The sequence below is a fragment of the Streptosporangium sp. DT93 genome (genome assembly GCF_049844535.1).
Classification (GTDB): Bacteria; Actinomycetota; Actinomycetes; order Streptosporangiales; family Streptosporangiaceae; genus Streptosporangium.
Map to the genome: position 1 here is coordinate 84,153 of NZ_JBNCLF010000020.1, position 23,700 is coordinate 107,852.

Sequence of the window (23,700 nt, forward strand, 5' to 3'; positions counted from 1 at the left end):
GTTGGAAATCCGCGGCGCCGTTTTTAAGGTGAGGAACATCCATCCCGCGTTCGTCCACCGCTGTTATGGCCGGACGCTATAGGGGCTCCGGCGGCCGGGCAACAAGGGGATCGCGAGTTCTGCGGGAATGACCCCGGAAGGCTCACCCCGTATCGAAAGGAGTACCGCCCACTACAACTTTCGTATCACCCCCTACCGGTGGCGCCGCCCGCGATCACAATGCGAGTCATGGCAGCCTTCACCTCCCAGGCCCTCTCCTCCCGCGCCTTCTCCCTCCGCGCCTTCTCCCCCCGCGTCATCGTCCTCTGCGTCGCCGAGGCCCGTCCCGTGGTGCTGGCCGTCTCGGCCATGCGCTACCTGACCGGTGCCGCGCTCGCGCTGCCGGCCGTCACGGTCGCCGTCTCCCTCCCGCGGATCGCCCAGGGGGCGGCCGCCTGGGTGTTGTCGATTCTCGCGATCTACCTCTACAACGGCGTCACCGACGTTACGGAGGACCGGATAAACGGTTCCGGGCGGCCTATCGCCAGGGGTGATCTGCGGACGCGGACGGCCTCCGCCGTCGCCGTCGGCGCGGGCTGCCTGGCACTCCTGGCGACCTGGGGGCTGCCGGCGCCGATGTTCTGGATCGTCGCCGCCAACCTGGTGCTGGGCTACCTGTACTCGGGGCCGCCGGTGCCGCTGAAGGACAGCTCCGGCGGTACGGTCGCGGTGCTGTGCCTGTCCGGCCTGCTGTCCTACCTGGCGGGTTTCACCGTCGCGACGGGGGGCGGGGGCGCGGCCCTGCCTGCCGCGCTCGTGTTGTTCGCGGGCGTCGCCATCGGCTGGATGGTGTTCGTCGGCATGCCCGCCAAGGACCTCTCCGACATCGCCGGGGACGCGGCGGCGGGCCGGCGCACCCTGGGCGTGATGCTCGGCGAGCGCGCGTCGCGCCAGGTCATGGTGGGGGCCGCGGTCGTGCTCCTGGCGGGGTTCGCCGCGGCGGTCTCGCTGACGCAGGTGCGGCTCCCGGGCGTCGTGCCGGCACTGGCCGCCGGGGTCGTCGCGGTGGCGGTCGCGGCGTCGTGCTCCGGCGGCGACGGCCGCCGCGGCACCCGACGTCCGTACGGGGCGTTCATGGGGACGCAACATCTCCTTCACCTGACCGCATTTTTGTCCTGGATCTGACCGAAACATTGCATGTGTCTCCTGGCCGCGCGATAGTTTGGGGAACGCTTGTCGCGCGGCGGAGGGGAGACGCGGGAGGTGACTCACGGGGCCACGGGGGACCCGGCGGAATTAGTCGAATCGTGTCGTGAAGAAATCCTCGACGAATTCGAATCGGCCCTGTGCTCCGCCGGAAACGCCGTCTTCGCGGAACGAGGCGCTCGTGAGCAGGCGCTGCGTACCGCCCATCACGTACTCGACGACGTCACGGCCACGCTACGCGCCGGAAAGGTACAGGTAGGCGAGCTGTACCAATTCCAGGCCCGGGAGCTGGGAAGCGCGCGCGCGGCCGGGGGAGTGCACCCCAAGGCCTCCCTGGAGGCGGGCTCGCTGTTCTTCCGCGCGGCGCTGCGCCACCTGACGTGCCGGATCACGGAGGCGTACGAGTACCCGGCCGACGTCATCGTGCTGGCCATCGGCGGCATGGAGGAGAGCCTGTCCCAGCGCGTCCGGGAGTCCGCCGACGGCTACCACAGCTTCCTGCTCAACCAGGTCCAGGAGAAGCAGGAGGAGGAGCGCCGCCGCATCGCCCGTGATCTGCACGACCGCATCGGGCACGGCGTCAGCGTCGCCCACCAGCAGCTCGCGCTGTCGGAGGTCTACCGGCCCGTCGACGCGGCCCGCGCCGGCGCCAAGATCGGCCTCGCCCAGCAGGCCGTCAGGGAGACCATGGAGAACCTCCGGCAGATCACCTCCGAGCTGCACCCGCAGATCCCGGTCAGGAGCCTGGAGAAGTCCCTGCTGGGCTTCCTGGAGACCGTCGAGGACGAGGTGGTCTCCGTCAGGCTGGACGTGAACGGCGACGAGTCGTGGGCCCGGCCGCGCGTGCTCGACGAGGCGTTCCTCATCGTCCGCGAGGCCGTGCGCAACGCGCTCGGCCACGGCAGGCCGAAGGCCGTCCTCGTGCGGGTGAACATCGCGCCGCACGAGCTGTCGGCGTCGGTGCAGGACAACGGGCGCGGCTTCGACCCCGGCCGGCCGCGCGAGCACGGCGGCGTGGGCCTGACGTCCATGCGCGAGCGGGCCGAGCTGCTCGGCGGCCGGGTGCTCATCTCCAGCGGCCCCGGGAACGGGTGCCTGGTCGAGCTCTTCCTGCCCCTGCAGAGACGGGCCGGTGCCGAGCGTGGGGACTGAGGACGTGATCTCGGTGGTCCTGGTCGACGACCACGCCCTGTTCAGGGAGGGCCTGCGGGAGATCCTGGAGACCGCCGGAGGCATCGGCGTCGCGGGCGAGGCCGGCGACTCCGCCACCGCCGTGAAGGTGGTGGCCGAGACCCTGCCGGACGTGGTGCTGCTCGACGTGGAGATTCCCGGCGACGAGGTGACCGAGACCGTCGGCCGTATCCGCGAGCTCTCGCCGGAGAGCGGCATCATCATCCTCAGCATGTACGACGGGCCCCACCTGCTCGCCCGGCTGCTGTCGGCGGGCATCAGCGGCTACCTGCTCAAGAGTGTGCACCGCCACGAGCTGGTCTCGGCGGTGCGCAGCGTCCACGAGGAGCCCTCCCGCCTGGTGCTGGCCGTCTCCCGCAGCAGCCTGGCCCGGGTGGAGACCCCCTCGGCCGGGGTGCTGTCGGACAAGGAGCTGGAGGTGTTGCAGCTCGCGGCGCAGGCGCTGAGCAACAACCAGATCGCCCGTCGCCTCGGGCTGGCGGAGGCGACGGTCAAGCGCCACATGCGCAACATCTTCGTCAAGCTCAACGCCGCCTCCCGGATCGACGCGGTCAACAAGGCCCAGGCCGCCTCGCTGATCCCGCCTCGCTGATCCCGCCCCGCCGTCCCGTCTCACCGTCCCGCCTCGTCGTCCGCCTCAGAGCAGGGGCGGCGGGGGCCGGTCCGCGACCCGGGGGGTGAAGAGTCCCGACAGCGCCTCGCGGGTGCCGTCCGGCAGCTCGACCGACGAGGCGGAGAGGTTCATCTCCAGGTGGACCGGGTCACGCGTGCTCGGGACGGGCACGACGTGGCCGTCCTGGGCCAGGAGCCAGCTCAGCGCGAGCCGCCCGGCGCCCACGTCGAGCCGCGCCGCCATGGCCTCCAGCGCCTTGAACCGGGACGCCTCCGCGTGCCGCGCCGCCGGGTCGAAACGGGGGTCGGCGCGCCGCCAGTCGCCGGGTTCGAGGTCCGCGTGCGGCCCGATCCGGCCGGTGAGGAAGCCCCGGCCCAGCGGGCGGGCGGCGACCACGGCGATGCCCAGCTCGCGCGCGGTGGCCAGCAGGCCGGGCGCGGGCCGGCGGCCCCACAGGGAGTACTCCACGGCCAGCGCCGTGATCGGGTGCACGGCGTGCGCCCGGCGCACCTGCCGGGGGGTGCCGCCGGTCAGCCCCAGGCGGCCGATCTTCCCCGCCGCCACCAGCTCCGACAGCCGTGCCACGCTCGGCTCGACGGCCGCGTGCTCGTCCTGGCAGTCCAGGTAGAACAGGTCGATGCGGCCGGTGCCCAGGCGTCGCAGCGAGGCGTCGCAGTCCCGGTCCAGTGATTCGGGCCGCCCGTCGGGCTCCTCGGTCCCCCGGGGGCCGTGGCGGCGTACCCCGCCGCGGGTGGTCACCGTCACCTCCTGGCGCCGCCCGGCGACGGCCCTGCCGATCAGGCTCTCCACCCGGCCCCCGGCGTAGAAGCCGGCCGTGTCGAACAGGGTCACCCCCGCGTCGAGGGCCGAACGGATCAGCCGGTCCGCACCGGCGGTCCCGGAACGCCCGTAGACGCCCGTGAGGGCGAGCGAGCCGAGCCCGACACTGGAGATAACCGGCCCCGACGGGCCGAGCCTCGTGTACCGCACGAATCACCTTTCATTCCGCCGATTTCCGGTGCGTCTCCCCAGTTAAAAGGAGGAGCAAATACAAGGGCAACCGGTACTTCGCAAATAGCGGGATTCGATCGCCGACCCGTTGGATCTTTGCGCATGATAGGGGATCGCAGGCGTGCGCGGTGAAGTCGAAACCCCTATTTTTACCCTGAAATGCCGACGCCACCCATAAAGATGATTGCGCTTCCTTTCGGGGGACGCGAGCGGTGGCTAATGTGCCGGTTATCGGGGTCCGAGGAGGTTCACGTGATCGAGCAGATCCTGCCCGTGACGGTCAAGGCCGTCGACACCCTCACCGACCCGTCCGGCTCCGTCCCGCGTCCCGCCCGGTTCGCCCGCACGCTGGAAGGAGACCCGACGTGACCAGGTTCGGGGTCGTGCTCATCGCCGAGGACTGTTCCAGGAACGAGTGGGCGGCCAGGTGCCGGCGCGCCGAGGCGCTCGGCTACGACGTGATCGCCGTGCCCGACCACCTGAACCTGCTCGCGCCGTTCCCCACCGCGCTGCTGGCCGCCGAGGTCACCGAGCGGGCCATGATCGGCACCTACGTGCTCAACGCCTCCTTCCACCGGCCGGCCCTGCTCGCCAGGGACGTCGTCACCCTCGACCGGCTCATGGACGGGCGCCTGGAGCTCGGGCTCGGCACCGGCTACGTGCGGGCCGAGTTCGAGGCGGCCGCCCTGCCCTTCGGCGCCGGGGTCCGCACCCGCACGCTGGAGAGGCTCGTCGCCGAGCTCGACCGGCTGCTGGAGCACAAGCGCCCGCCCCTCATGATCGGCGGGCACGGCGACCGGGTGCTGAACCTCGCCGCACGCAACGCCGAGATCGTCAGCTTCACCGGCGCGCCGTTCCGGCCGGAGTACGGCAGGACCGCGCTCGTCGACGCGGCGACGCTGCTCGGGCGCGTCGCGCACGTGCGCGCGGCGGCGGGCGCGCGCTCGGCACAGCCGGAGCTCAACGTGCTGTCCAAGGGCACGGTGCTGACGCGCGACCGCCGCGCCGGGGTACGGAGCCTGAGCCGCTACGCCCCCGACCTCACCGTCGAGCAGCTCCTGGAGGTGCCGACGCTCTTCAGCGGCACCCCCGCGCAGATCGCCGAGCAGGTCCGCAGGGACGGGGAACGCTACGGGTTCACCTACGTCACCGTGATGGACTCGGCCATGGAGGACTTCGGCAGGGTCATCGAACACCTCCGGTGACGGGCCGCCGGCGCGCGCCCGCCGCGTCCGTCGTGTTCGTCGCGCCGTGGTCTTGGCCCGCTCATGACACCGGGACCCCGCCCTGGTCATCGCGCTCGTCGCGTCGTGGCCCCCGGCGTGTTCGCCGCGCCGGGGACCCGCGCCGTGGTCATCGGGCCGTGGTCATCGGGCCGTGGCCGCCGCCGTGCTCGCCGTCCTCGCCCCGCCGGCCAGGCCGTGCAGGCAGGCGATCAGGGTGCGCGCCTGGATGTTCAGGTAGTAGCTGTGCCGCAGCAGCTCGTCGAGCTGGTGCAGGGCGAGCCAGCGGAAGGACGGGTGGCCGGGCAGCGGGTCCTCGTCGGTCTCGACCACCAGGTAGCGGTTGCGCGCGTGGTAGAAACGGCCGCCCTCCTCCGACAGGACGGTGTCGAAGCGCACCCGCTCCTGCGGGGCGCCCAGCACGTGTTCCAGCAGCGCCGGCCGGGCCGTCGCCGGCAGGTGGTCGTAGTTGCCCGGCGTGCACTGCACGGTCGGGGCCAGCTCCACCACGTCGGTGTAGCCGGGCTCGACGCGGGCGTGCACCAGCGCGTGCAGCACCCCGCGCACCGGCCTGACCAGGAAGGCGACGAGCCCGGTGCCGACCGGCTCGATCATCGGCTGGGTCCACCGGTTCACCTCGCGGCCGTGCGCCTCCACGCGCACGCCGACGACGTCGAAGAACCTGCCAGTCTCGTGCGAGATGCGCCCGCCGGAGCGGTGCCAGCCGCGCAGCCGGTTGAGCGGCAGCGACCTGGCCTGGACGTCGACCGTGGAGCGGATGCCGCTGAGCCAGCTCAGGATCTCCCGCACGCCGTGCGTGGCGTCCGCGCGCGGGTCGCGCGAGCGCTCCAGCAGGCCGCCGAACCCGTCGCCGAACCCGTCGCCGAACCCGCCGGATCCGTCGCCTGTCAGGCCGTCCCGCAGCGGCAGGCACGACAGCACCGTCCGGGCGTCCATGTTGACCAGGTCGGGCACCGACAGCAGGCCCCGCACGTCCCGCAGCGGCAGCCACCGGAACCCCTCGGCCGCCGCCACCTCCTCGCCGACCTCCACGACCATGTTGCGGTTGCGCTTGCGGTAGAACCAGGCGCCCTGCTCCGACTGGCGCACGTCGGCCAGCACCCGCCCGCGCGGCTCCCGGAAGAAGTCGAGGTAGGGCACCGGCCGCCCCCGGTGCACGCCGGTGTAGTTGCTCCTGGTCGCCTGCACGGTGGGCGAGAGCTGCGGCCCGTCGACGTTGCCCGGCTCGTTCTTGGCCTGCATCAGCAGGTGCGGCACCCCGCCGGAACGCTTGAGCAGGATGCCGAGGATGCCCGCCTCGGGCTGGTTGATGATCGGCTGGGTCCAGGCGGGCACCGCCCACCCCGGCCGGCGCACGTCGAGCCCCTCGACCGTGAAGAACCGGCCGCTGCGATGGCCGATGTCGCCCGTCTCGGGGTCCTCGTGCCAGCCGGCCAGCTCCTCCAGGGGCAGCCGGGTCACGCTCATGAACGTGTGGCCCGCCGTCTCGCGCAGCCACTCCTGGACGTCGGTGATGGCGAGCTCCTCACGGCGCGATCCGTCGGCGGCCCGCAGGCGGCCCGTCACCGGCGACGTTGCCACGGGCCGCCGCGGTCGCTCAACCCCTGCTAACGCGCCGACCCCTGTCCCGTACGGGAGCGGACGATAAGGGTTCTGCTCTGGGCCGTGCCGTTCCTACCCTTCTAGGGTGGACGCCATGACCGATCACCGGGAAGTGCGGGCCAGTGACCACGACCGCGACAGGGTCGCCGAGGTGCTGCGCGCCGCCGTCAGCGAGGGGCGCATCACCCTGGAGGAGCTCAACGAGCGTGTCGACCGCACCTACGCGGCCCGCACGCTGGGAGAGCTGGACGACGTCGTGGTCGACCTGCCGCTGCCCGGAGCCTCGTCGGGGATCGTGCCGCGCACCGCGGTGCTGCCCGTCCCGGTGGCCGGCGACGCGCTGCAGCTGCACACCACCAGCGGCCGGGTCGAGCAGGCGGGCCGCTGGAGCGTGCCCCCGTACCTGAGCGCCAAGGCCGGGCGGTGGGGCAAGGTGAAGATCGACTTCACCATGGCCGACTGCCCGCACCGGGAGGTGTCGCTCGACCTGGAGATCACCTCCTGGTTCGGCGACATCGTCGTGGTCGTGCCGCGCGGCTGGGTGGTCCGCGACGAGGAGGTCGTCCGCCGCTGGATGGGCGCCGTCTACAACCGCCCGCCGGTCCCGCTCGCGCCCGGCGGCGTCATCGTACGGCTCACCGGCTACGTCCAGACCGGCGATGTCTGGGTGAGGTACCGCAAGGCCACGACCTAGGAGGATCGCATGGCGTGCCGGATCTGTTCGGGCCGTCTCCACCGTTTCGCCGACCTCGGCCGCCGGTCCGTCTCCGACGCGTTCGTCCCGCCGGACGAGTCCGGCGGCACATGGCCCCCCGGCGCCCCCGGCGTCCTCGGCGTCCCCGGTGTTCCCGTGGCGCGGGGCTGACCGGGTGAAACGCCGTGAGCTGGCCGTGGCCGGCGCCTTCGTGTTCGACCCCGAGGTCCACCGCGACCCGCGCGGCAGCTTCGTCTCGCCGTACCAGGAGAGCGCGTTCGCGGCCGCGGTGGGCCGCCCGCTCTTCCCCGTCGCGCAGGCCAGCCGGAACGTCTCGCGGCGCGGCGTGGTGCGGGGCGTGCACTACACGCTGGCGCCGCCCGGCACCGCCAAGTACGTCTTCTGCACCGGCGGCCGGGCACTGGACATGGTCGTCGACCTGCGGGTGGGGTCGCCGACGTTCGGCCGCTGGGAGGCGGTGGAGCTGACCGCGGGCAACGGCCGCGCCGTCTACCTGCCGCCGGGCGCCGGGCACGCGTTCGCCGCGCTGGAGGACGACACCGTGATGTGCTACCTGCTGTCGGCCGAGTACCGCAAGGAGGACGACCTCACCCTGTCGGTCCTCGACGAGGACCTCGCGCTGCCGCTGCCGGGCGGGCAGCCGCCGGCGCTGTCGGAGCGCGACGCCGCCGCGCCCACCCTGGCCGAGGCGGCGGCGCGCGGGCTGCTGCCGGACTACAGGCCCGCCCCGGCGCCGTACGCGGTGCGCTGACGGCCCCCGCGGCACCTGCCGCGCCGCGACGACGGCGGTGACGACGGCAGTGATGACAGCGGCGGTGACGACGGCGGTGATAACGACGGTGACGACGGCACGCGGTGTCCCGCGCGGTGGGTGACCGCGCGGGACGATCCCCCTCGGGCGCCGTACGCGGCGCGGGACCCCTACAGGGCCTTGCGGAGCGCGGTGATGACCCGCTCCTGCGTCTCCACCGGCAGCGACGGGTACATCGGCAGGGAGAAGATCTCCCCGGCCAGCGCCTCGGTCACCGGCAGGCTGCCCGGCGCGTACCCCAGGTGGGCGAAGCCCGACATGGTGTGCACCGGCCACGGATAGCTGACGTTGAGGTGGATGTCGTGGGCGCGCAGCTCCTGGATGATCGCGTCCCGGCGCGGGTGGCGCACCACGTACAGGTAGTAGGCGTGCTCGTTGCCCCCGGCGGTCCGCGGCAGCACCAGGTCGGTGCCGGCCAGGCCCTCGTCGTAGCGGGCGGCCACCGCGCGGCGGGCGGCGACGTAGTGGTCGAGCCTGCCCAGCTTGCGGCGCAGGATCTCCGCCTGCACCTCGTCCAGCCGCGCGTTGTGGCCGGGCGTCTCGACCACGTAGTAGGTCTGTTCCATCCCGTAGTAGCGCAGCCGCCGCAGCGCGCCGTCCACCTTCTCGTCGGAGGTGATCGTCGCGCCCCCGTCGCCGTAGGCCCCCAGCACCTTGGTCGGGTAGAAGGAGAAGGCGGCCGCCTCGCCCATCGAGCCGGCCCTCCTGCCGTGGTGGCGGGCGCCGTGGGCCTGCGCGCAGTCCTCCAGGATCACCAGCCCGTACGCGGCGGCCAGCCGCTCCAGCGGCGCCATGTCCACGCACTGCCCGTACAGGTGGACCGGCAGCAGGCAGCGGGTGCGCGGCGTGATCGCCGCCTCCACCCACCCGGTGTCCATCAGGTACGTGTCCGCGCGCACGTCCACGAAGACCGGCGTGGCGCCGACGGCGTCGATGGCCACCACCGTCGGCGCGGCCGTGTTGGACACGGTGATCACCTCGTCGCCGGGGCCGACGCCCAGCGCCTGCAGGCCCAGCTTGACGGCGTTGGTGCCGTTGTCGACGCCGACACAGTGGCGCACGCCGTGATAGGCGGCGAACTCCTCCTCGAAGGAGCGCACGCTCTCGCCCAGGACGAGCTGCCCGGAGCGGAACACGGTCTCGACGGCGTCCAGGATGTCGGCTCGTTCGGATGAGTATTCGGGAAGATAATCCCATACGCGCGTGGCCATTCGTCCTCCTAGGGGCTCCGGCGGCCCCAGGATAAACACCCCGAGCCGGAGCCGGGGAACCCCTAGAACGGGCGCGAACATGAGGGGCACGGTAAGGGTGACCGTTGCTCGCCGCCGTCCATAGATTGGACATCGCACGTAATGCGCAAATCTTGCGGGAGGCTCCATATGACGGGGCGTTTTCTTTTCATGTGCCAACCCGACCACGGTCATGTCATTCCCAGTCTCGCCGTGGTCGCAGAACTGGTCCGCAGGGGGAACCAGGTCACCTATCTCACCTCGCCGGCCATGGCCGGGCCGGTGACGCAGGCCGGAGCCACCGTGCTCCCGTACGACTCGATCTACCAGGACGTGGAGCTGCGGAAGCTGGAGGACGATCCGCTCGGCCTGCTGTCGCTCTTCCTCGACGAGAGCGCGGCGATGCTCGCCGCGGCCGGCCCGGAGCACCGGCCGGACGTGATCGTCTACGACGTCTCGGTCCTGCACGCGGGACGGATCCTGGCCAGGAAGTGGGGGCTTCCGGCCACGCAGCTCATCCCGGTCTTCGCCTCCAACGCCCACTTCTCCTTCCTGTCGGCCATCTACGCCGAGGAGGAGGGCGGGGCCGTCCCCGAGTTCCCCGGCTGGGTGGACGGCATGCTCGCCAGGACCCGGGACCTGGCCGCCGCCCACGGCGTGGACGCCGATCCCGCCGAACTGTGGTGGGAGGTGCAGGACTCCAGCCTGGTCGCCCTGCCGCGCGCCTTCCAGTTCGCCGGCGACACCTTCGACGAGCGGTTCGCCTTCGTCGGCCCCTGCCTGGGCGAGCGCCGCTTCCTGGGCGGATGGGAGCCGCCGGGGGACGGGCTGCCGATCGCGCTGCTGTCCTTCGGCACCGTGCTCAGCAGCCGCCCGGAGCTGTTCCGCACCTGCGTGCGGGCCTTCGCCGACCTGCCCTGGCGGGCCGTGATCACGATGGGCGACGGCATGGACCCGGCCGACCTCGGCCCGCTGCCGCCCACCGTCGAGGTCCACCGCTGGGTGTCGCACCTGGACGTGCTGCGTCACGCGTCGGTGGCGGTCACCCACGCCGGCATGGGCACCGCCATGGAGACGCTCTACCGGGGCCGTCCCTCGGTCGTGCTCCCCGCCACCGCCATCGACCGGCTCAGCGCCCGCCGCATCGAGGAACTCGGGCTCGGCCGGGTGCTCGACCCCGCCGGTCTCACCCCCGAGCGCCTGGTGGAGGCGGTGCTCGCCGTCGCCTCCGACGAGGGACTGCGAGGGGCCGCGGACGGGATGCGGCGGGAGATCGAGGCGGCGGGCGGCACGTCCCGCGCCGCCGACGTGCTCGAACGCCGGCTGGGCGCCTGATGGAACGGCCCGCGCCCGGCCGGGCGCCCGCGTTCGAGTTCCACGTGCTGGGCCCGCTCACCGTGTTCAAGGACGGCGCCGAGCTGCCCATGAACGCCAACAGGGAACTGGTCATCCTGGCCAGCCTGCTGCTCAACGCCAACCGCGTGATGAGCGTGGAACGGCTGGTCGAGGCCGTGTGGGCCGGCTCGGCGCCGCCGAGCGCCTGGCGGCAGGTGGCCATCTGCGTCTCGCGGCTGCGCCGCACGCTCGGCGCGGGCCTGATCGAGACCTCCAGCCCCGGCTACCTGCTGCGCGCCACCCCGGCCAGCATCGACTGGCTCCGGTTCCGGGAGCTGGTGGCGCGCTCGCGCGGCCAGGCCGCCGCCGGGGAGCGGGAGGAGGCCGTCCTGCTGCTGCGCGACGCGCTGGCGCTCTGGCGCGGCCAGCCGTTCGAGGACATCCGCGGGCTGCGCTACGACGCGGCGCGGATGGCCGAGTCGCGGCTGGAGGCCCTGGAGACCTGCCTGGTGCTGGAGATCGAGCTCGGCCGCCACCACCAGGTGATCCCCGAACTGCTCGCCCTCGTGGCCGAGTCCCCCTTCCGGGAGGGGGTACGGGCGCAGCTCATGCTGGCGCAGTACCGGGCGGGCCGGCGCGCCGACGCGCTGCGCACCTACCAGGAGACCCGCCGCTACCTGCTGGAACAGATCGGCCTCGAACCCGGCCCGGCCCTGCGGCGGCTGCACGAGCAGATCCTGCGGGACGAGTCGGCCCTCATGCGCCCGCCCGCGTCACGGCCCGCCGCAGGCCGGCCGGTGCCCTCGCAGCTCCCGCCGCAGGTCCTGCCGTTCGTGGGCCGCGACGAGGAGCTGGCCACGCTGGACGCGATCCTGGGCTCCGCCCACGCGGCGGGCGCCATGGTGCTGTGCGGGACGGCGGGCGTCGGCAAGACCACGCTGGCCGTGCACTGGGCGCACCACCAGGCCGGCCGCTTCCCCGACGGGCAGCTGTACGCCGACATGGGCGGCACCGGACCCGCGCCGGTGATGGACCGGTTCCTGCGCGCGCTCGGGGTGCAGGACATGCCGGCCGACCCCGCCGAGAAGCTCGCCCTCTACCGGAGCTGCACGGCGCGCAGGCGGCTGCTGGTCGTGCTGGACGGCGCCGAACACGCCGACCAGGTGCTGCCGCTGCTGCCCGGCGGGCCGGACTGCCGCGTCATCGTCACCAGCGCCGACCCGCTCGACGACCTGGTGGCCCGGCAGGGGGCCGACCGGGCGTTCCTGCGTCCCCTGACCGACGACGCGGCCAGGCACCTGGCGGACCTGCTGGTCGGCGGTGCGCTCGGCCCCCAGGCGGTGTCGGACCTCGTGCGCACCTCGCGCGGCAACCCGCTGTCCCTGCGACTCGGCGCCGCCCGCCTGCGCTCCCGCACGGGCCAGCCCGCGGCCTGAAAACCGTCCGGACGCCGCCTGAGGGCGTCCGGCCGCCTCGACGGCGCCGACCACGAGCTCGGTGACGCCGTCGGCGGCGTCGGTGAGGAGCCGCCGCCCTGCCGCCAGGAGGTGGGTCATACGCTCACCCCGGCCTCGCGGGGCTTCGCCGAGCGTCTTTTCCCCCGGGCGGTTCGGTACTCCACCCACGCTCGCCCGGCCACCGCCGCCCGGGCCCGGGACGGCCGGATGCCGGCAGGGCCGTTGCGGGCCACGAACTCGCGGAACAGGACCCACACGGCGGCCAGACCGGTTACCGCGTCGGCGGGAGCGCTCTTCCACGCGGGTACCCGCTCGACCAGGCGCTCAGCCTGCTCAGGGGTGTGACCGGCCAGGATCAGCCGGGGAATCAGCAGGGCGATCTCCACCCAGGCGGCACCCTGGCAGGCGAGCCCCCAGTCGATGACCCGCACGCCGGCCGGACATGCGAGGAGGTTGCCCTCGTGAAGGTCGGCGTGCAGCAGCGTGGATCCGCCGAGCGCGTCCAGATCGAGCAGCCCGCGGCCGTGGCGGTAGGCGTCCGCCGCCGGCAGGTCGGAAGGTGGATCGGCCAGCAGCGCGTCGGCCCGGCGGACCAGGAACCGCACGTTGTCGACGACGGGCGGCACCTGGGCGCCCGGGTTCGGGCTGAGTGTCTCACCGAGCACCTGGACGACCTCCAGAACACCGTGAAGATCCGGGGAGCCGGGGCCGAGCTCGACCTCCCGCGCCGCGTCGACGTGCTCGATCAGGAGGGCGACCCACCCGGCGGTGTGCCCGCTCCACAGCAGTCGCGGAGCGGGCACCCCTTCAGGTAATACGGCGCCGACAAGGCGCTCACGCCGGTAGAGCGGCGCGGACGGCGAGTCGTCGGGCAGCGCCTTGAGGAACACCCGCCCGGCCGCCGTGTCCAGCCGTGCGGCGAGTCCTGCGGTGAGGCCCCCCCGGCAGCGGGGTCACGTCCAGGATGGGCCCGCACTCGGCGGTGATCGCTGCGTGCACCTCGGCGGGGAGGTCGTCCCATCGGCACCCGGTCATGCTCCGCACGCTACGCCTCTCCTACCGGGCAGGTGGCCTATTTGTTGCTGTCGGTGCAGCCCTGATGGCACTGGCTGCACTTGCCGGGCAACTCGAGGTGTGCTTCCACAGGCCGGCGACGACCTGCAGGCCGAGCTCACGCACAGTCGAGGCCGATCACGGGCTGTCTCACCCGTGTCGGAAGGAACGGTGAAGCAGGGCCCAGCGTGGGAGCCGCCCGGGAATCCTGGCGGTTCGGCGCTTCATCTCTTGGACAGGACCCGGTCGAGGGCCTCGACGAGCGCCCGTGTGGACACCGGGCCCTCCGGGGAGCGCCAGGCGACATGGCCGTCGGGGCGGACGAGGACGGCGCCGGCGGGGCCGAGTCCGTACTCCTTGGCCCAGGTGGGGGAGACGAGCGGGCCCCGCGTGCAGGCAGGGGAACGGGAAGCTGCGGCGGCGTCCGGGACATCGGTGTCCAGAACCTCGATGTCCGGGGCCTCGTTCCCCGAGACCTCGGTGTCGGAGATCTCCACGGCGGTGAGCGGGACGCCGGTGAGGGCGGCGGCCTCCGCGGCCACGTCGGGCCAGTCGGCGCCCGCGGGGGCGAGCAGGGTGAAGTGCGGGCCGCCGAGCAGGTCCAGCGTCGAGACGCGGCCCTCCGGGCCGTGGAGCCACACGTGCGGGGCCCGGTGCCCGGGCCGGGCGACGGGGACGTAGGTCCGGTAGGGGTCGGCGGGAGCGGGGGGCGCGGTGCCGTCGGGCAGCACGGCGCCGGAGTCGTAGGCGAACCCCAGCACCAGCCCCTCGGAGCTGCGCCGCCCGGCCTGCCGCTCGATCGCCTCCCGCATGGACAGCCGGCCCTCCATCATGGCGAAGGTGATCAGCGCGTTGTTCAGGCTCTCGTCCACCGTGCGCTCCGCGACGGGCCGCCGTTCGGCCTCGTAGGTGTCGAGCAGCTCCTCGCCCGCGGTGCCGCGCAGTACCGCGGCCAGCTTCCAGGCCAGGTTGTGGGCGTCCTGGATGCCGCAGTTCATGCCGAACCCGCCCTGCGGCGTCGCCACGTGCGCGGCGTCGCCCGCCAGGAAGACCGGGCCGGCCCGGAAGGCGGTGGCGACCATGGCCTGCTGCAGCCACGGCATCACGCCGAGGAGGGTGACGGGCAGGTCGGGCACGCCCACCGCGGCGCGCACGGCCGCCAGGCAGACCTCGTCGGTGAAGTCCGCCGCGCTGCCGCCCAGCTCGGGTTCGTAGCCGGTCTGGATCATCCAGCGCCGCTCGTGGTCCACCGCCTCCACGGCGCAGGGCGGGTCGCGCAGGAACGACAGCGCGGCCCGCCGCTCGGGGGGCAGGAAACCGAGGTCCGCCTCGAACATGATGCTGATCATGTGGCCGAGCGGCGGCGGTCCCTCGACGCCGATGCCGAGGTCCTCGCGCACGCCGCTGCGGCTGCCGTCGGCGGCGACCAGGTAGCGGCAGCGCACCATCGTCTCCTCGCCGGCGGTCGCGCTCGCGGCGGTCGTCGTCCCGTCACCGGCGTGCCCGGCGCCGGCCGTCCCGCCGTCGGCGGCGGCGCTCGTGGCGGGCGTGGGGGGCGTCGTCCCGTCGCCGGTGTGCCTGATGGTCGCGACCACGCCGTCCGCGGTGGCGCTCATGCCGGTCATCGTGGCGCCGAACCACACGCCGGCCTCCGGCCGGGACTCGGCCAGCCGCCGCAGGATCACCTCCAGGCGGTCCTGCGCGCACAGGAAGGTGTAGGTGGGGCTCTGCGGGGCGTCCCGTTCCAGCTCGGCGGCCGAGCGGACGAAGTCGTCGGCGGTCAGGGAGCTGCCGACGCCCACCGCCAGGTACTCCTCCCGGGGCATGCCGGTGCGCTCCACCTCGTCGTGGACGCCCCAGCCGCGCAGGAGCTCCATCGTCCTGGTGGTGATCAGCCGGGCCTTCGGGAAAGCCGACGTATCCGTACGCCTCTCCACCAGCAGCACCGATATCCCGTGGCGGGCCAGCTCAATGGCGGCACTGAGCCCGACGGGCCCGCCCCCGACGACCAGAACGTCTACGTCAACCTCATTCATAGATTCAGAGTCATATATCGCGAATATTCAGGTCAATGGCCAGATATCTGGGTGATACAGGCGTGATATCGGCTCTTAGTAGCTTATGCGTAAAGATCCAGATCAGTCGATCCGGCGATTATCGAATTCCTGGAGAGATGATGCTCTTTGCTCCCGGCTCTGTGGCCGTGGTGACGGGCGGGTCCCGTGGCATCGGCCGGGCCGTCGCGCTCGACCTGGCCAGGGAGGGCGCCCACGTCGTCGTCAACTATGCCCGTTCCGAGACCGACGCCAAGGAGGTGGCCGACCAGATCGCCCAGGAGGGCGGCAGCGCGAGCACCGTACAGGCCGACGTCACCGACGAGGACGCCGTCAAGCGCCTCTTCCGCACCGTGCGGGCCGACCACGGGCGGCTCGACGTGCTGGTGACCAGCGCCGGCGTCACCCGGGACCGCTACCTCATCGCGATGAGCCTGGAGCAGTTCCGCGCCCCGCTGGACACCAACCTCGTCGGCACCTTCCTCGCCTGCCGCGAGGCGCTGAAGCTGATGCAGCACCAGCGGAGCGGGTCCATCGTGACCATCTCCTCCTCCAGCGGGCTCGACGGCGGCTTTCCCGGCCAGACCAACTACGTGGCGTCCAAGGGCGCGATCATCGCCTTCACCCACGCGCTGTCCAACGAGGCGGCGCCGCACGGGGTACGCGCCAACGTCGTCGCCCCCGGCTTCGTCTCCACCGACATGACCCGTACGGTGCCCGCCGACATCAGGAAGCGCTACGAGTCGCGCATCCGCCTGGGCCGGATGGGCCGGCCGGAGGAGATCGCCTCCATCGTCAGCTTCCTCGCCTCGGACAAGGCCTCGTACATGTCCGGCTCGGTGGTCGTCGCGCACGGCGGCGGCCTCCAGTGACCCGCCCGATCCCCAGCCCGGCGCACAAGGAGAACCCATGACCATCGACGAACTGCGGGCGAAGGCCGCCCACCGGCAGCAGACCTGCAGCCAGATCAAGAAGATGATCGTGTCGCGGCTCGACCTGGAGATCGAGCCCGGCTGGATCACCGACGACCAGCCGCTGTTCGGCCGCGGCCTGGAGCTGGACAGCCTCGACGTGCTGGAGCTCTACGTCGCCATCGAGGCCGAGTTCGGCGTCGCGCTCTACGACAGCGACATGGCGGTGTTCGGCTCGGTGTCGCGGCTCGCCGACGAGGTCGACCCCGCGCTGAGGGCACCGGCATGACGGTGGCCCAGACGACGACCGAGACACCCGGGACACCCGGGACACCCGGGACGCCGGGGGCGCCGGGGGCGCCGCCCGGGACGGTGACGCGGCAGGCGCCGGCCGTCTCCGGGCTGACCCACGACCAGATCCGCGCCGTGCTGCCGCACCGCTGGCCGATGCTGCTGCTCGACCGGGTCGTCAAGGTGGTCCCGGGCGTCAAGGGGACGGCGACCAAGAACGTCGCCGGCACCGAGCTGTGGTTCCAGGGCCACTTCCCCGGCCAGGCGGTCCTGCCCGGCGTCGTGGTCATCGAGGCCATGGCCCAGCTCGCCGGCGTGGTCTTCGCCCTGGCGGGCGCCAGCGAGATCGGCTACCTGGCGGGTGTCAGGTCGATGCGCTTCCGCCGCCCGGTCGTCCCGGGCGACCAGCTCGTGCTCACGGCCGAGCAGACCGGCGGCGGCGCCGGATTCGCCGAGTACCGGGTCTCGGCCCGGGTGGACGGCCAGATCGCCGCCGAAGGAAACCTCACGATCGCCGACCCGGCGAACCAACGTCCCGCGCGAAAGGTGTGAACCATGGCCAACGTCCTCGCGACACGGCATCCGGAGGGAACCGTCTACGGTGACGTGGGCGACACCACCGTCCCCCTGCGCTTCTCCTCGCTCTCGCAGGAGTACCAGGTGCTCAGGGAGCGCGCGGCCGTGCTCGACCTCGAAGGGCACGGGCTCATCGAGATCACCGGCCCCTCCGCCGTGGACCTCGCCCAGCGGCTGCTGGCCCGCGACGTGGAGTACCTCACCTCCGACCGCTGCATGATGAGCCTCGTCCTGGACGAGTCCGGCCGGGTCGTGGACCAGGTCATCGCCTTCGGCAGGGAGGACGGGCTGCTGCTGGAGAGCTCCTGCGGCGCCGGCGCCCGCCTGCTGGACCACGTGCTGGCGCACGCCGGGGACGGCGTCGAGGTCGTCGACCGCTCCTCCGAGCTGACCGTCATCGGGCTGGAGGGCCCCTACGCGTGGGGCGTGGTCGGCCGGCTGATCGACGGCGAGCTCGCCTCGCTGCCGTTCGAGTCCGTCGTGGACACCGAATGGAACGGCGTGGAGATGATCTTCGCCAGGACCGGCTACACCGGCGAGTACGGCTACCAGATGATCGTCCCGCGCGAGGCCGCCGCCGAGCTGTGGGCCGGTGCGCTGGAGCACGCCCAGCCCGCCGGGCAGGAGGCGCTGGAGCTGGCGATGCTGGAGGTGCGCCAGCCGATCCCGCGCCACGAGATCACCCCGAACGTGTCGGTGATCGAGATCGGCGCCAACTGGCTGGTCGACATCACCAAGGCCGACTTCGTCGGACGCGACGCCGTGGTGGAGGCGTTCGAGTCCGGGGGCGGGCGGCGCACGATCGGGTTCACCGGCGGCGACGGCGTCCCCGCGCCGGGCACCCGCGTGCTCGCCGGCGGCCAGGACGTGGGCGAGGTCGTCCACGCCGTGCACAGCGCCGGTCTCGGCGCCACCCTCGGCCTGGCCCGGGTGGACCCCGAGCTGGCGGCGGCGGGCCTCGACCTCACCGTCGACGGCCTCGGCGTCACCACGCTGACCAGCCCGTACATCGTACCCAAGAGCTGGAGCATCCCGATCATCTGATCGGCCGGTCACGCTGAGAAGGAGGCAGAGCATGGCGCTGCGACCCGTCGTCGTCACCGGCCTGGGCATCATCTGCGCGGCCGGCAGGGACCCCGCGGAGTTCTGGACGCGGCTCACCACGGCCAGGGGCGGTCTCACCCCCATCGAGGACGAGGCGTTCGCCGTGTTCACGGCCCGGTACGCCGGACAGGTGCCCGACGCCTGGATCGACGACCAGCTCCCCGCCGCCGAGGCGGCCGGGGACCGCACCGCGCGGCTCGCGCTGGTCGCCGCCCGTCAGGCGATCGGGCAGATCGGGCAACAGGGGCAGGCCGGGCCGGTACGGGGGGCACCCGCCCCCGACCGGTTCGGCATCATCCTCGGCAAGTGCCAGGCCACCCCCGGCCCCGGGGGGAGTTACCAGCCCATGCACCACACCGCCGACGTGGTCGCCGAGCGGCTCGGACTGGGCGGGCCGCGCATCCTCGTCTCGACCGCCTGCGCGGCCGGCGGCAACGCGGTCGGCCTGGCCAGGGACAAGATCCTCGCCGGAGAGGCCGACGCGGTCCTGGCCGGGGGAGTCGACCCGCTGCTGTTCGGCACCTACGCGGGCTTCGCCGGGCTGCAGGCGCTCAGCACCGGCCCGTGCCGGCCCTACAGCCACTCCGACGGCCTCAACCTCGGCGAGGGCGCCGCGTTCCTGCTGCTGGAGCCGCTGGACCTGGCGCTCGCCCGGGGGGCCACGCCGCTGGCCGAGGTCGCCGGCTACGGATTGTCGGCCGACGCCTACCACGCCACCGCCCCCGACCCCACCGGGCGCGGCGGGGCCGGCGCCATGCGCCGCGCGCTGGCCGAGGCCGGGCTCACCCCCGACGACGTCCACTACGTCAGCGGCCACGGCACCGGCACCCCGGCCAACGACACCATGGAGGCCAAGGTCATGCGCCTGGTCTTCGGCGAGCGGGCCTCGCGGGTGCCCACCAGCAGCATCAAGTCCTTCGTCGGCCACACCCTCGGCGCGGCCGGCGCGGTCGAGGCCGTGGCCAGCGTGCTGGCCCTGCGCCACGGCATGGCGCCGCCCACGATCGGCTTCGACGACGACATCGACGACTCCGGCGGCGACTCCGGCGAGGGTGCCCGCGCCGACCTGGACTACGTGCCCAACCGGGCCAGGGAGATGACCGTCGACACGGTGGTCTCCAACAACTACGCCTTCGGCGGCAACAACGTCTCGCTCGTGCTGACCCGGCCCCGGGACCCGGCCCCGTACGGGCCGGCGCCCCGCAGGGAGGCGGTGATCACCGGGCTGGGGCCGGTCACCGGCGTCGGCACCGGCATCGCCGAGACGGCCGCGGCGATCACCGCGGGCCGCCGCGCCGACGGGCGCGACCCCTCCCTGGAGGGCCGGACGTTCGCGCCGCGCTCGTTGTGGCGGCACATGAACCGCCTGTCGCGCCTGGCGATCGCCGCCTCCCGCCTGGCCTGGGAGGACGCCGACCTCAAGCTGCCGCGCAAGGCGCTGGACGACGTCGCGCTGGTCTTCGCCACCGCCGCGGGATCGGCCGAGAGCACCGGCGGCTTCGACGACAGCATCGCCCTCAACCCGAACAAGCCGGCCGTGCTGAGTTTCTCCAACGTGGTGCTGAACGCCACCGGCGGCGCGGTCTGCCAGACGCTCGGGCTGCGCGGCCCCACCACGACCCTCTGCAACGGCGCGGCCTCGGCGTCCATCGCCCTGGACTGCGCGCTGGAGATGATCGACGCGGGCAAGGCCGAGGTGGTCCTGGTCGTCGCCGCCGACGAGACCGCCGCCCGGCACGCCCTGGTCTCCCTCGACGTCGACGGGGACGGGGACGCCGGGATACCGGGGTACGACGGGCCCGTCCCCTACGGGGAGCGGGCGACACCGGAAACGCAGGGCACGCCGGGGACGCAGGGGACGCATCCCGTCACCGCGTCGGGGGCCGTGGCCTTCGTCGTCGAGTCGGCCGAGCACTGCGCCGCGCGCGGCGGCAGGCCGTACGCCCGGGTGGCCGGCACCCGGCACGCGGCCGGGCGGGGAGCGGAGCCCGTGGCCCGCAGCCTCGCGCTGCCCGGCGCGGCACCCGGCCTGGTCATCGGCGCCGCCACCGGCGTGCCCCGCGACGGCGAGGAGGCGGCGGCCGTCCTGGCCCGCATGCCGGACGCGCTGATCACCGCCTCGGCGGCCCTGACCGGCGACTGCCAGGCCGCAACCGGCGCGATGAACATCGCCCTGGCCGCGCTCGCCGTCCGCGACGGTCTCGCCCCGGCGCTGGCCGGGCTCACCGGCCCGCTCGCCGGCGATCCGGGCTCGTACGTGACCCGTCCCGAGCTCGACGGGCCGGTGGCGAGCGCGCTGGCGCTGACCGCGGCGCACGACTCGGTCCGCGGCGCGGTCCTGCTGGAGGCGGTATGAACGCGACCCCCTCCGCCGCGCCCCCCGACACCCCCTTCGACACCCCCTTCGACACCTCCGACGCCCCTCCCTTCGACGTCGCCGAGACCGACCGGCTGCTGACCACCACCCGCTCGGTGCGCCGCAGGCTGGACCTGGACCGGCCCGTCCCCCGGGAGGTCGTGGAGCAGGCCCTGGAGGTCGCCGTCCAGGCGCCCACCGCCAACAACCACCAGAACTGGCGCTGGCTGGTCATCACCGAGGCGGATGTCAAGGAGAAGCTCGCCGAGATGATCCGCTCGTCGTGGGCCTTCCACCGCAACGACATGTGGACCAACGCCGGGCGGCGCCGCAACGACGCGCAGGCGCGCCGCAACTACGACTCCGCCCAGGCGCTCACCGAGACGATCGCGCGGGTGCCGGTGCTGGTCATCCCCTGCGTGCTCGGCCGGCCGCCGGACATCGCCGGCATCAACGCCCACTGGCGCGCGCGGATGTCCGACAAGGTCGACGAGGACCCCGGCCACCTCGTCCAGCACGGTGAGACGCGGGCCAGCATCTTCTACGGCTCCATCTTCCCCGCCGTCTGGTCCTTCCAGCTCGCCCTGCGCAGCCGGGGACTCGGCAGCACGATCACGTGCCTGCACGTGCCGCACGAACGCGAGACCGGGCGACTGCTCGGCATCCCGAGCGGGGTCACGCAGGTCTGCATGATCCCGGTCGCCTACACGCTGGGAACCGGCTTCCGGCCGGCCGAGCGCTACCGCGCCAAGGAACGGACCTACTGGGAGAGGTGGGGTCAGTGACCCGATCCGAGCAGCCCGACGTCGTCATCGTCGGCGGAGGCATCGCCGGCGCGTCCGCCGCCTGCAAGCTGACCGCCGGCGGGCTCTCCGTGGTGGTGCTGGAGAAGCAGGACACCTACCAGGACCTGGTCCGCGGCGAGTGGCTCGCGCCGTGGGGCATCAGGGAGGCACAGCGGCTGGGCGTCGACGACTGCTTCTCGGCGGGCGGCGCCTGGGAGATCCGCGAGTGGATGACCTGGGACGAGGCCGTCGCCGACGACGAGGTCGAGGCGGTGGACATGACCAGGTTCATCCCCGGCATCGGCGGCCCCATGTCGTTCCCGCACCACGCCGTGTGCGCGCTGATGGCCGAGCAGGCCGCGACCGGGGGCGCCCGCCTGGTGATGAACGCCTCCAAGATCAACGTCATCCCGGGCGAACGCCCCTCCGTCACCTACCTGACGCCCGAGGGCCCGGCCGAGCTGCGGCCCCGCCTCGTGATCGGCGCCACCGGCCGGGGCTGCACCGTCGGCCGCCAGGTCGGCATCACCATGCGCAACTCCATGCACCACTGGGGCGGCGGCATGATGGTCGAGGACATGGCCGGCTGGCCGCCCGACGTGCAGGCCATGGGCACCGAGGGCGACGTCATGTTCATGGTCTTCCCCCAGGGGTACGGCCGGGCGCGCCTCTACCTCAACTTCCCCACCGTCAACAAGCACCGCTACCGGGGGCCGGGCGGCGTCGAGCGCTTCCTGGCCGCGTTCGAGCTTCAGTGCCTGCCCGACCGGGGCAAGGCGGTCACCGAGTCGACGCCCGCGGGCCCGCTGTCGGTGTGGCCGTCGGTGTCCAGCGTCCCCGAGGGGCCCCCGCTGACCGAGGGCGTCGTGCTGATCGGCGACGAGGCCGGCAACGCCGACACCGTGCTCGGCACCGGCCTGTCGTGCGCCATGCGCGACTCCCGCACGGTCTGCGACATCCTGCTCGGCTCCTCCGACTGGTCGACCGGGGCGTTCGCGCCGTACGTGAGCGAGCGGGAGTCCCGCCTGGAGCGCCTGGCCTTCGGCGCCTCCATCATCAGCAGGCTGCACGTGGAGTTCGGCCCCGCCGCCGTCGAGCGCAGGCGCCGGGTGCGCAGGCTCATGGCGCGCAACTTCGCCGCGCAGGTCACCGGGCTGCTCAACATGGTCGCCCCGGAGGACGTGCCGGAGTTCGGCTTCAGCGAGTTCTTCGCGGAGCGGTTGTTCAGGGAGACGGCGTGACCGGGACCTCCGGGAGGACGGCATGACCGAGACGTTCAGGGAGACGGCATGACCGAGAAGAGAACCGTACACGTCAACGGCGTGGACCTCGCCTACGTGGACGAGGGCGAGGGCGACCCCGTGATCCTGCTGCACGGCTTCCCCGACTCCTCCTACCTGTGGCGCCACCAGATCCCGGCCCTCGTCGAGGGCGGGTTCCGGGTCATCGCGCCCGACCTGCGCGGCTTCGGCGACTCCGGCAAACCGCAGGAGGCCTCCGCGTACGGCATGCAGACCATCGTCAACGACATCGTGGCGCTGACGCTGCACCTGGGCATCAAGCGCCCGCACCTGGTCGGCCACGACTGGGGGGCGGCGATCGCCTGGATGTACGCGTTCCTGATGCCGCGCAGGCTCGACCACCTGGCCGTCCTGTCGGTCGGCCACCCCGGTGTCTTCGCCACGCCCTCGCTGGAGCAGCGCGCGGCCTCCTGGTACATGCTCTTCTACCAGTTCCCCGGGATCAGCGAGGAGCTGCTGCGGCGCAACGGCTGGCGGCTGTTCAAGGAGATCATGGGCCGCGAGGGCGACCACGACCGCTACCTGCGCGACCTGGCCAGGCCGGGTGCGCTCACCGCGGGGCTCAACTGGTACCGGGCCAACCGCTCGCCCGAGGCCGAGCTGCGCCCGGCCCGGCCGTTCCCGCCGGTGTACGCGCCGACGCTCGGCATCTGGGGCGCGGGCGACAAGGCGCTCCTGGAGGAGGGCATGTCCGCCTCCGGCAAGTACGTCAAGGGCCCCTGGCGCTACGAGCGCATCGAGGACGCGGGCCACTGGCTCCCGCTGGACGCCCCCGACGAGGTCAGCAAGCTGCTGCTCGGCTTCCTCGGCTCGGAGCAGCCCGCGCACGAGGAACGGCGCCCCAGGCGCCGGCTGTAGCAGGCCAGGACCGGCGGA

Annotated in this window: 22 protein-coding genes; 17 read left to right on the forward strand and 5 right to left on the reverse strand. The window is 73.0% G+C overall.

Annotated elements, in window-relative coordinates; translation table 11 throughout:
- The first annotated feature begins 228 nt into the window (after positions 1 to 228).
- From ACLQ2R_RS32570 to ACLQ2R_RS32580, 3 genes are all read left to right on the forward strand, one after another.
- A complete protein-coding gene (locus tag ACLQ2R_RS32570; RefSeq protein ID WP_425965128.1) occupies positions 229 to 1,164 on the forward strand; it encodes a UbiA family prenyltransferase in 936 nt (311 codons plus the stop codon).
- 336 nt (positions 1,165 to 1,500) lie between these two features.
- Positions 1,501 to 2,337, forward strand: a complete 837-nt coding sequence (locus tag ACLQ2R_RS32575; RefSeq protein ID WP_425965130.1) for a sensor histidine kinase — start codon at positions 1,501 to 1,503, stop codon at positions 2,335 to 2,337.
- Positions 2,327 to 2,968: a response regulator gene (locus tag ACLQ2R_RS32580; RefSeq protein ID WP_425965132.1), complete on the forward strand. Its 642-nt coding sequence runs from the start codon at positions 2,327 to 2,329 to the stop codon at positions 2,966 to 2,968. Before ACLQ2R_RS32575 ends, ACLQ2R_RS32580 begins: the two co-directional genes overlap by 11 nt.
- Before the next feature lie 45 nt (positions 2,969 to 3,013).
- Here the strand turns inward: ACLQ2R_RS32580 and ACLQ2R_RS32585 are convergent, their stop codons facing one another.
- On the reverse strand, positions 3,014 to 3,979 hold the full coding sequence (locus ACLQ2R_RS32585; protein ID WP_425965133.1) for an aldo/keto reductase: 966 nt from the start codon (positions 3,977 to 3,979) through the stop codon (positions 3,014 to 3,016).
- 386 nt (positions 3,980 to 4,365) lie between these two features.
- On the opposite strand from ACLQ2R_RS32585, the gene ACLQ2R_RS32590 reads away from it, so the two are divergent.
- A complete protein-coding gene (locus ACLQ2R_RS32590; RefSeq protein WP_425965135.1) occupies positions 4,366 to 5,205 on the forward strand; it encodes a TIGR03621 family F420-dependent LLM class oxidoreductase in 840 nt (279 codons plus the stop codon).
- Between the two features lie 162 nt (positions 5,206 to 5,367).
- Here ACLQ2R_RS32590 and ACLQ2R_RS32595 read toward each other — a convergent pair whose 3' ends face one another.
- Complete coding sequence (locus ACLQ2R_RS32595; RefSeq protein WP_425965137.1) at positions 5,368 to 6,825, reverse strand: NDP-hexose 2,3-dehydratase family protein; 1,458 nt, start codon at positions 6,823 to 6,825, stop codon at positions 5,368 to 5,370.
- Between the two features lie 115 nt (positions 6,826 to 6,940).
- Here ACLQ2R_RS32595 and ACLQ2R_RS32600 point away from each other — a divergent pair, with 115 nt between their 5' ends.
- The 3 genes from ACLQ2R_RS32600 to ACLQ2R_RS32610 are packed head-to-tail and all read left to right on the forward strand — an operon-like array spanning position 6,941 to position 8,312.
- Positions 6,941 to 7,540, forward strand: coding sequence for a DUF1707 SHOCT-like domain-containing protein (locus tag ACLQ2R_RS32600; RefSeq protein WP_425965138.1), 600 nt, complete (start codon positions 6,941 to 6,943; stop codon positions 7,538 to 7,540).
- 9 nt (positions 7,541 to 7,549) lie between these two features.
- On the forward strand, positions 7,550 to 7,711 hold the full coding sequence (locus ACLQ2R_RS32605) for a hypothetical protein (RefSeq protein ID WP_425965140.1): 162 nt from the start codon (positions 7,550 to 7,552) through the stop codon (positions 7,709 to 7,711).
- A gap of 4 nt (positions 7,712 to 7,715) precedes the next feature.
- A complete protein-coding gene (locus ACLQ2R_RS32610; protein WP_425965141.1) occupies positions 7,716 to 8,312 on the forward strand; it encodes a dTDP-4-dehydrorhamnose 3,5-epimerase family protein in 597 nt (198 codons plus the stop codon).
- 170 nt (positions 8,313 to 8,482) lie between these two features.
- Here ACLQ2R_RS32610 and ACLQ2R_RS32615 read toward each other — a convergent pair whose 3' ends face one another.
- Positions 8,483 to 9,583, reverse strand: a complete 1,101-nt coding sequence (locus ACLQ2R_RS32615; RefSeq protein WP_425965142.1) for a DegT/DnrJ/EryC1/StrS family aminotransferase — start codon at positions 9,581 to 9,583, stop codon at positions 8,483 to 8,485.
- A gap of 189 nt (positions 9,584 to 9,772) precedes the next feature.
- Between ACLQ2R_RS32615 and ACLQ2R_RS32620 the strand changes: the two genes are divergently transcribed.
- Together ACLQ2R_RS32620 and ACLQ2R_RS32625 are read left to right on the forward strand one after the other, a co-directional pair.
- Positions 9,773 to 10,936 (forward strand): macrolide family glycosyltransferase, encoded by a 1,164-nt coding sequence (locus tag ACLQ2R_RS32620; RefSeq protein WP_425965144.1) that lies wholly within the window; start codon positions 9,773 to 9,775, stop codon positions 10,934 to 10,936.
- Positions 10,936 to 12,372: a BTAD domain-containing putative transcriptional regulator gene (locus tag ACLQ2R_RS32625; RefSeq protein ID WP_425965146.1), complete on the forward strand. Its 1,437-nt coding sequence runs from the start codon at positions 10,936 to 10,938 to the stop codon at positions 12,370 to 12,372. The genes ACLQ2R_RS32620 and ACLQ2R_RS32625 overlap by 1 nt, the downstream gene beginning before the upstream one ends.
- A gap of 116 nt (positions 12,373 to 12,488) precedes the next feature.
- On the opposite strand, the gene ACLQ2R_RS32630 is transcribed toward ACLQ2R_RS32625, so the two are convergent.
- Positions 12,489 to 13,304, reverse strand: coding sequence for a phosphotransferase family protein (locus ACLQ2R_RS32630; protein ID WP_425965198.1), 816 nt, complete (start codon positions 13,302 to 13,304; stop codon positions 12,489 to 12,491).
- A 366-nt stretch (positions 13,305 to 13,670) separates the two neighbouring features.
- Entirely contained in the window at positions 13,671 to 15,482 is a 1,812-nt protein-coding gene (locus tag ACLQ2R_RS32635) for an FAD-dependent oxidoreductase (protein ID WP_425965148.1), read from the reverse strand.
- A 137-nt stretch (positions 15,483 to 15,619) separates the two neighbouring features.
- On the opposite strand from ACLQ2R_RS32635, the gene fabG reads away from it, so the two are divergent.
- From fabG to ACLQ2R_RS32675, 8 genes are read left to right on the forward strand one after another with little or no spacing between them, the layout of a single operon-like run.
- Positions 15,620 to 16,372, forward strand: coding sequence for a 3-oxoacyl-ACP reductase FabG (fabG, locus tag ACLQ2R_RS32640; RefSeq protein WP_386248066.1), 753 nt, complete (start codon positions 15,620 to 15,622; stop codon positions 16,370 to 16,372).
- Between the two features lie 37 nt (positions 16,373 to 16,409).
- Positions 16,410 to 16,700: an acyl carrier protein gene (locus ACLQ2R_RS32645; RefSeq protein ID WP_386248064.1), complete on the forward strand. Its 291-nt coding sequence runs from the start codon at positions 16,410 to 16,412 to the stop codon at positions 16,698 to 16,700.
- Complete coding sequence (fabZ, locus tag ACLQ2R_RS32650; protein WP_425965150.1) at positions 16,697 to 17,254, forward strand: 3-hydroxyacyl-ACP dehydratase FabZ; 558 nt, start codon at positions 16,697 to 16,699, stop codon at positions 17,252 to 17,254. The genes ACLQ2R_RS32645 and fabZ overlap by 4 nt, the downstream gene beginning before the upstream one ends.
- Positions 17,255 to 17,257: 3 nt before the next feature.
- Positions 17,258 to 18,322 carry an aminomethyltransferase family protein gene (locus ACLQ2R_RS32655; RefSeq protein ID WP_425965152.1) on the forward strand — a complete coding sequence of 355 codons (1,065 nt, stop codon included), beginning with the start codon at positions 17,258 to 17,260 and terminating at the stop codon, positions 18,320 to 18,322.
- 31 nt (positions 18,323 to 18,353) lie between these two features.
- Complete coding sequence (locus ACLQ2R_RS32660) at positions 18,354 to 20,738, forward strand: beta-ketoacyl synthase N-terminal-like domain-containing protein (protein ID WP_425965154.1); 2,385 nt, start codon at positions 18,354 to 18,356, stop codon at positions 20,736 to 20,738.
- Positions 20,735 to 21,523 carry a nitroreductase family protein gene (locus tag ACLQ2R_RS32665; protein ID WP_425965156.1) on the forward strand — a complete coding sequence of 263 codons (789 nt, stop codon included), beginning with the start codon at positions 20,735 to 20,737 and terminating at the stop codon, positions 21,521 to 21,523. The genes ACLQ2R_RS32660 and ACLQ2R_RS32665 overlap by 4 nt, the downstream gene beginning before the upstream one ends.
- Complete coding sequence (locus ACLQ2R_RS32670; protein ID WP_425965157.1) at positions 21,520 to 22,764, forward strand: FAD-dependent oxidoreductase; 1,245 nt, start codon at positions 21,520 to 21,522, stop codon at positions 22,762 to 22,764. The genes ACLQ2R_RS32665 and ACLQ2R_RS32670 overlap by 4 nt, the downstream gene beginning before the upstream one ends.
- 48 nt (positions 22,765 to 22,812) lie before the next feature.
- Positions 22,813 to 23,682 (forward strand): alpha/beta fold hydrolase, encoded by an 870-nt coding sequence (locus tag ACLQ2R_RS32675; protein WP_425965159.1) that lies wholly within the window; start codon positions 22,813 to 22,815, stop codon positions 23,680 to 23,682.
- The last annotated feature ends 18 nt before the right edge of the window (positions 23,683 to 23,700 follow it).

What these genes read in the sequence shown, in the direction of transcription:
- ACLQ2R_RS32600 (WP_425965138.1), top strand. Translation starts at nt 6,941, where the DNA reads ATGACCGATCACCGGGAAGTGCGGGCCAGTGACCACGACCGCGACAGG.
- ACLQ2R_RS32625 (WP_425965146.1), top strand. Translation starts at nt 10,936, where the DNA reads ATGGAACGGCCCGCGCCCGGCCGGGCGCCCGCGTTCGAGTTCCACGTG.
- ACLQ2R_RS32635 (WP_425965148.1), bottom strand. Translation starts at nt 15,482, where the DNA reads ATGAATGAGGTTGACGTAGACGTTCTGGTCGTCGGGGGCGGGCCCGTC.
- fabG (WP_386248066.1), top strand. Translation starts at nt 15,620, where the DNA reads ATGATGCTCTTTGCTCCCGGCTCTGTGGCCGTGGTGACGGGCGGGTCC.
- ACLQ2R_RS32665 (WP_425965156.1), top strand. Translation starts at nt 20,735, where the DNA reads ATGAACGCGACCCCCTCCGCCGCGCCCCCCGACACCCCCTTCGACACC.
- ACLQ2R_RS32675 (WP_425965159.1), top strand. Translation starts at nt 22,813, where the DNA reads ATGACCGAGAAGAGAACCGTACACGTCAACGGCGTGGACCTCGCCTAC.
- ACLQ2R_RS32620 (WP_425965144.1), top strand. Translation starts at nt 9,773, where the DNA reads ATGTGCCAACCCGACCACGGTCATGTCATTCCCAGTCTCGCCGTGGTC.
- ACLQ2R_RS32655 (WP_425965152.1), top strand. Translation starts at nt 17,258, where the DNA reads ATGGCCAACGTCCTCGCGACACGGCATCCGGAGGGAACCGTCTACGGT.
- ACLQ2R_RS32615 (WP_425965142.1), bottom strand. Translation starts at nt 9,583, where the DNA reads ATGGCCACGCGCGTATGGGATTATCTTCCCGAATACTCATCCGAACGA.
- ACLQ2R_RS32570 (WP_425965128.1), top strand. Translation starts at nt 229, where the DNA reads ATGGCAGCCTTCACCTCCCAGGCCCTCTCCTCCCGCGCCTTCTCCCTC.
- ACLQ2R_RS32660 (WP_425965154.1), top strand. Translation starts at nt 18,354, where the DNA reads ATGGCGCTGCGACCCGTCGTCGTCACCGGCCTGGGCATCATCTGCGCG.
- ACLQ2R_RS32645 (WP_386248064.1), top strand. Translation starts at nt 16,410, where the DNA reads ATGACCATCGACGAACTGCGGGCGAAGGCCGCCCACCGGCAGCAGACC.
- ACLQ2R_RS32605 (WP_425965140.1), top strand. Translation starts at nt 7,550, where the DNA reads ATGGCGTGCCGGATCTGTTCGGGCCGTCTCCACCGTTTCGCCGACCTC.
- fabZ (WP_425965150.1), top strand. Translation starts at nt 16,697, where the DNA reads ATGACGGTGGCCCAGACGACGACCGAGACACCCGGGACACCCGGGACA.